The 232-nt window shown below is 36.6% G+C and carries 1 pseudogene; it reads right to left on the reverse strand.

The features are described 5' to 3' along the window. A pseudogene (locus tag ACSUE0_RS14600) lies at positions 1-232 on the reverse strand (IS3 family transposase); the annotation flags it as partial.

Below are 232 nucleotides of genomic sequence, written 5' to 3' on the forward strand. Positions count from 1 at the left end.
GTTTTTAATGTAATTTTCGACAATATCTATTACAATGTGATTAGAGCTATTAAGCTCATTGTTGATGTAGAAGGTTTCACACTTTAGCGAGAAATGAAAACTTTCTATCGGGGCATTATCAGCAGGTGTTCCCTTTCGGGGCATGCTTCTGATAATGCCTTTTTCTTCGCATAATTGATAGTAAGAATACGACGTGTAAACACTACCTTGATCACTATGTAGTATGCAACCC

Origin of the sequence: Staphylococcus sp. AS1337, assembly GCF_051408735.1 — a bacterium.
GTDB lineage: Bacteria > Bacillota > Bacilli > Staphylococcales > Staphylococcaceae > Staphylococcus > Staphylococcus xylosus_B.